Consider the following 4,258-nt stretch of genomic DNA (forward strand, 5'->3'; position numbering starts at 1 on the left):
CAGCAACAGGTTTAACAAAGACTTCCTTTGTTGATAGATGTGGCTGATTTTACAGGCGTGCGTATCCATAAAGGGAATAACTCAAAGGATACGCTAGGGTGCATACTTCCCGGAAAGAACGATAGAATTGCTTGGGTCAGCTATTCTACGCAGTACGAACAAAAGATTATAGACTTGATTAGGTTGTATCAAAAGTGTTGGATAACAATCTCGCCAAATTTTTTGATTATGCAGTAAAATTATGTACAATAAACATGATAGCACAGTGGATAGAGATTGGGGAAGTGACTTTAAAAGACGAAGTCTTGAAAAGAGGGTTAAAGGTGCTATCCTGCCATGCGTATATGAATATTGTCTTGCAAGATTGTAAAACAGTCGTGTTAAGAGATATTAAAATGAAAATAGTAAGAATAGAAAAAATAAAATTTAAGAAGAATATGTTTAAACTGTTTTTTGATAATAGCGAAAATCTTATGGTTTTTGCCGATACTATTGTTAAATTTGGTCTTAGAACAAAAATTGAAATTTCTGAAAACGAATATGAGGACCTTGTGTCTTACGATAAATCAAATAGCGTTATGTCTGACGCATTAGTTTTAGTATCGAAGCGCTCATACAGCAGTAAAACTTTGTATGAAAGACTTATTCAAAAAGGTTACGAATCTTTAAATGCCGCAAAGGCAGTTAAAAGATTAGAAGAGTTGAATTATATAAATGACGAAAAATTTTCAAAGGTTTATGCAGTTTATTTATCGCAAAAAGGCAAAGGCGAATTTGTAATAAAAGCAGAGCTTGAAAAACAAGGTATAAGCAAGGATTTGGTTCAAAACGCTTTGGAATCTGTTAGGATGGAATTAGAACCGTACGAACAAATTATTAAAATACTAAAAACTAAATTTAAAAAGTTTAACGGCAAAAATAAAAACGAAGTAAGAAGAGTGGCAGCGTTTTTTCTAAGAAGAGGTTTTTCTTCGGAAGATATAGCAAAGACTTTTAGGAATTATAGTCAAGTAACTTTACATTGAAGCTAATAAAAATATATCTTCTATGCATTTGTTGTGTTTGTTATACTCATGAAGAAGTATAAACAATCTAATCTCTACATGTATCTATTGTTTATGTATCGTCAACGTAGATCCAAATATATATCTTTCAAAGGAGAGCGTTCTTATGGCAACAGCATTACTTAGCGTATCAGATAAAAATGGAGTTGTAGAACTTGCAAAAGAGTTAAAATCTTTAGGGTGGAATATAATTTCCAGCGGGGGAACGGCAAAAACTTTAAAAGAAAATTCTATTGAATGTCGTGAAATATCTGATGTTACAGGATTCCCTGAAATTTTAAACGGTAGAGTTAAGACGTTAAATCCAAAAATTCACGGTGGTATTCTTGCAATCAGAAATAACAAAGAACATGCGGAGCAGCTAAGGCATCACAACATAGAAACGATAGACATGGTTGTTGTAAGTTTGTATCCCTTTGAAGCGACTATAAACAAAATACCAAAACCTGAAAATAAAAATATAGATAAAGACGTAGTAGAAAATATTGATATTGGCGGGGTTGCCATTTTGAGAGCGGCGGCAAAAAATTACAAAGATGTTGTTGTTATATGTGACGTGAATGACTATAGTGTTGTTATTGAAAATCTAAAAAATAACTCTGTTACGCAAGAGTTAAAATTAGCATTAGCGGCAAAAGCGTTTCGTCATACGGCATATTACGACTCCTTAATTTCAACCTACTTAACTTATGAAAAATTTCCGACGCAAGCAACAATACCGCTTAAAAAGATTTCGGGATTGAGATATGGAGAAAATCCTCATCAAGAAGCGGCATTATATTCAAATTGTATAGAGCAGAATAAGTCTGTTGTAATATCTGCAAAGCAGTTGCACGGAAAAGAGTTGTCTTATAATAATTATTTAGATTTAGAAGCGGCGTGGCGTTTAGCGCATGAATTTAATGATCCCGCTTGCGCTATTATTAAGCACAATAATCCTTGCGGTTGTTCTGAAAGTACGGATGTAAGAGACGCTTATTTAAAAGCTTTGTCTTGTGATCCTGTAAGCGCTTTTGGTGGAATAGTGGCTTTTAATAAAGCTATTGATGAAGATACGGCTTTAGAAATAAGCAAACTTTTTGTTGAATGCGTTATAGCTCCTGATTATTCTAAAGATGCTTTAAATATTCTTATGAAGAAAAAAAATATCAGACTTTTAATACAAGAAGTCCCGTATAAAGAAGAAAAAAATGTTATGGAGTATAGAATGATGTCTTACGGAATGCTCGCTCAAGACAGAGATAATCAGCTTTCAGCCGAAATAAAATCTATGACAAAACGTCAGCCTACAGAGAAAGAAAGCGAGGCTTTGGATTTTGCATGGAAAATTTCAAAACATGTTAAATCAAACGCTGTTGTTCTTGCAAGAGGCAGGCAGACTGTAGGTATTGGCGCAGGACAAATGAGTCGCATTGATTCTTTAAAAATTGCTGTAGAAAAAATGAAGGAAGTTAAACATGGTCTAGATGAAAAAACATTCTCACTTGTTTTAGCATCAGATGCGTTCTTCCCGTTTGGCGATGTAGTTGAAGCTTCTGCAAAAGTCGGCGTTACGGCGATAGTTCAGCCCGGCGGGTCAATGAGAGACGATGAGTCAATTAGAGTAGCAGATGACAATAATATAGCTATGATATCTACAGGAATGCGGCACTTCAAACATTAGAGTGTGTTCACACTAGCAATAGTGTCGACAATCTAATTGTCTCCGAGAAATCGGAGATTCATTTAACGTGAATTCCCATTTTCATGGGAATGATGACAAAACAAGTTTATATTAGAATGTCTTTATCGTGAGGATGAAGGGAGGTGTTGGAATCACAACTTGGTTTATGCAGGAAGTCTATTAACTCACAAATTCTAATATGAGGTATTGTTTATGAAAAATATCATGTTGATTCTATCACTGTCGGTAGTATTTGCAGTTGTTTCTTTTGCAGATGCGAGGAAAGATGACAAGTATGTCGTGGTAGTTACGGATCGTTATACGCGCGACTTTAGACATTCCCCATACGCGTTGGATTATTATTGGGATTATGGATATGATCATTTGTACGATTATCCTTATAGACGTTATGGAAAGCATTATTACACATATGACCACTATTGTGATTATGAACATCGCAGAAGAAAATCCGAAGCTACTTTAACTGAAATCGAGTTGCTTGAAAAAAGAAAGACAGAATCTGAAACTGCAAGACAGCAAGTAGCTAGAGTCAAGGTTATAGAAGCGAGATTTTATAAACAGTTTACGACAGACACATTGCCAATTTCTATAGCGGAACTTACAGTACAAAATAAATCTGATTATCCTGTTACAGCGGTTTTTTTCAGAGGCAAAATTGTAACGCCTCAAACAGGAAAAGTTATCATTGACGATACTTTTAAATATGATATGCCAGAAGAACTTCCATCCGGTGAGAAGAAAACTTATAGTATCCCATTAAATGATTTTGGTCAATGGTCAAAAGTACAGCTTCCGGACTTAGTAAAATTCGAGGTTGCGGTAGTAGGAATTGAAACCGGCTACGGCGCGGTTTTAGTTACAGCTTTTTCAGAAGAAGACAGGCAAACGCTAAGTAAATTAAAAAATAAATATCTTTATTAAAAAAAATTGCTGTAAATTTTTGCTAAAATAGTGAGTATCGCAAATTTTAATGAGGTTTTAAATGTCGAAGAAAGAATTCACTATCTGTGTTGAAAAAAAATAAGAGGCAAAAAAGCCTCGATTTAGTATGAAAGGATATGTTGTTATAATATGAAAATTGTGAGGATAAAATGAGAAAATGCCTAGTTTCGACGTTTTTAGTTTTAGTTCTATTTGGTATTTGTGTTACAGGCTGTAAGCCATCCTATAGTCCATCCTACTTTGGGCAAATTATAACATCAGCGGACCAAGAAAGAGATGCTAGCGCTCAGAATAATCCGGGAGTGATGTATGAGAAAGGAGAAGGAGTTCAACAAAATTATAAAGAGGCAGTGAACAGGTTTCAAAAAGTAGCGGACCAAGGAAATGCTGTTGCTCAGAATAATCTGGGACTGATGCATACTAATGGAGAAGGAGTTCAACAAAATTATAAAGAGGCAGTGAACAGGTTTCAAATACTACCGACAGTGATAGAATCAACATGATATTTTTCATAAACAATACCTCATATTAGAATTTGTGAGTTAATAGACTTCCTGCATAAACCAAG

General features: G+C 34.7%; 5 protein-coding genes. All 5 read left to right on the forward strand.

What is annotated here, in order from left to right; translation table 11 throughout:
- Positions 1 to 30: 30 nt before the first annotated feature.
- The gene (locus tag LE180_RS06340; protein WP_374134616.1) at positions 31 to 237 is read left to right on the forward strand and encodes a DUF5675 family protein; all 207 of its coding nucleotides are present in this window, start codon (positions 31 to 33) and stop codon (positions 235 to 237) included.
- 158 nt (positions 238 to 395) lie between these two features.
- Positions 396 to 1,025, forward strand: coding sequence for a regulatory protein RecX (locus tag LE180_RS06345; protein ID WP_374134612.1), 630 nt, complete (start codon positions 396 to 398; stop codon positions 1,023 to 1,025).
- A 145-nt stretch (positions 1,026 to 1,170) separates the two neighbouring features.
- Entirely contained in the window at positions 1,171 to 2,727 is a 1,557-nt protein-coding gene (gene purH / locus LE180_RS06350) for a bifunctional phosphoribosylaminoimidazolecarboxamide formyltransferase/IMP cyclohydrolase (RefSeq protein ID WP_374134613.1), read from the forward strand.
- A 213-nt stretch (positions 2,728 to 2,940) separates the two neighbouring features.
- Complete coding sequence (locus LE180_RS06355) at positions 2,941 to 3,669, forward strand: hypothetical protein (protein WP_374134614.1); 729 nt, start codon at positions 2,941 to 2,943, stop codon at positions 3,667 to 3,669.
- A gap of 170 nt (positions 3,670 to 3,839) precedes the next feature.
- The gene (locus LE180_RS06360) at positions 3,840 to 4,193 is read left to right on the forward strand and encodes a tetratricopeptide repeat protein (protein WP_374134615.1); all 354 of its coding nucleotides are present in this window, start codon (positions 3,840 to 3,842) and stop codon (positions 4,191 to 4,193) included.
- Positions 4,194 to 4,258: the final 65 nt, after the last annotated feature.

The organism is Candidatus Endomicrobiellum pyrsonymphae (genome assembly GCF_020328025.1).
In the GTDB taxonomy this organism is placed as follows: Bacteria; Elusimicrobiota; Endomicrobiia; order Endomicrobiales; family Endomicrobiaceae; genus Endomicrobiellum; species Endomicrobiellum pyrsonymphae.

Coding starts and splice junctions, on each gene's coding strand:
- LE180_RS06345 (WP_374134612.1), top strand. CDS start 396: ATGAAAATAGTAAGAATAGAAAAAATAAAATTTAAGAAGAATATGTTT.
- purH (WP_374134613.1), top strand. CDS start 1,171: ATGGCAACAGCATTACTTAGCGTATCAGATAAAAATGGAGTTGTAGAA.
- LE180_RS06355 (WP_374134614.1), top strand. CDS start 2,941: ATGAAAAATATCATGTTGATTCTATCACTGTCGGTAGTATTTGCAGTT.
- LE180_RS06360 (WP_374134615.1), top strand. CDS start 3,840: ATGAGAAAATGCCTAGTTTCGACGTTTTTAGTTTTAGTTCTATTTGGT.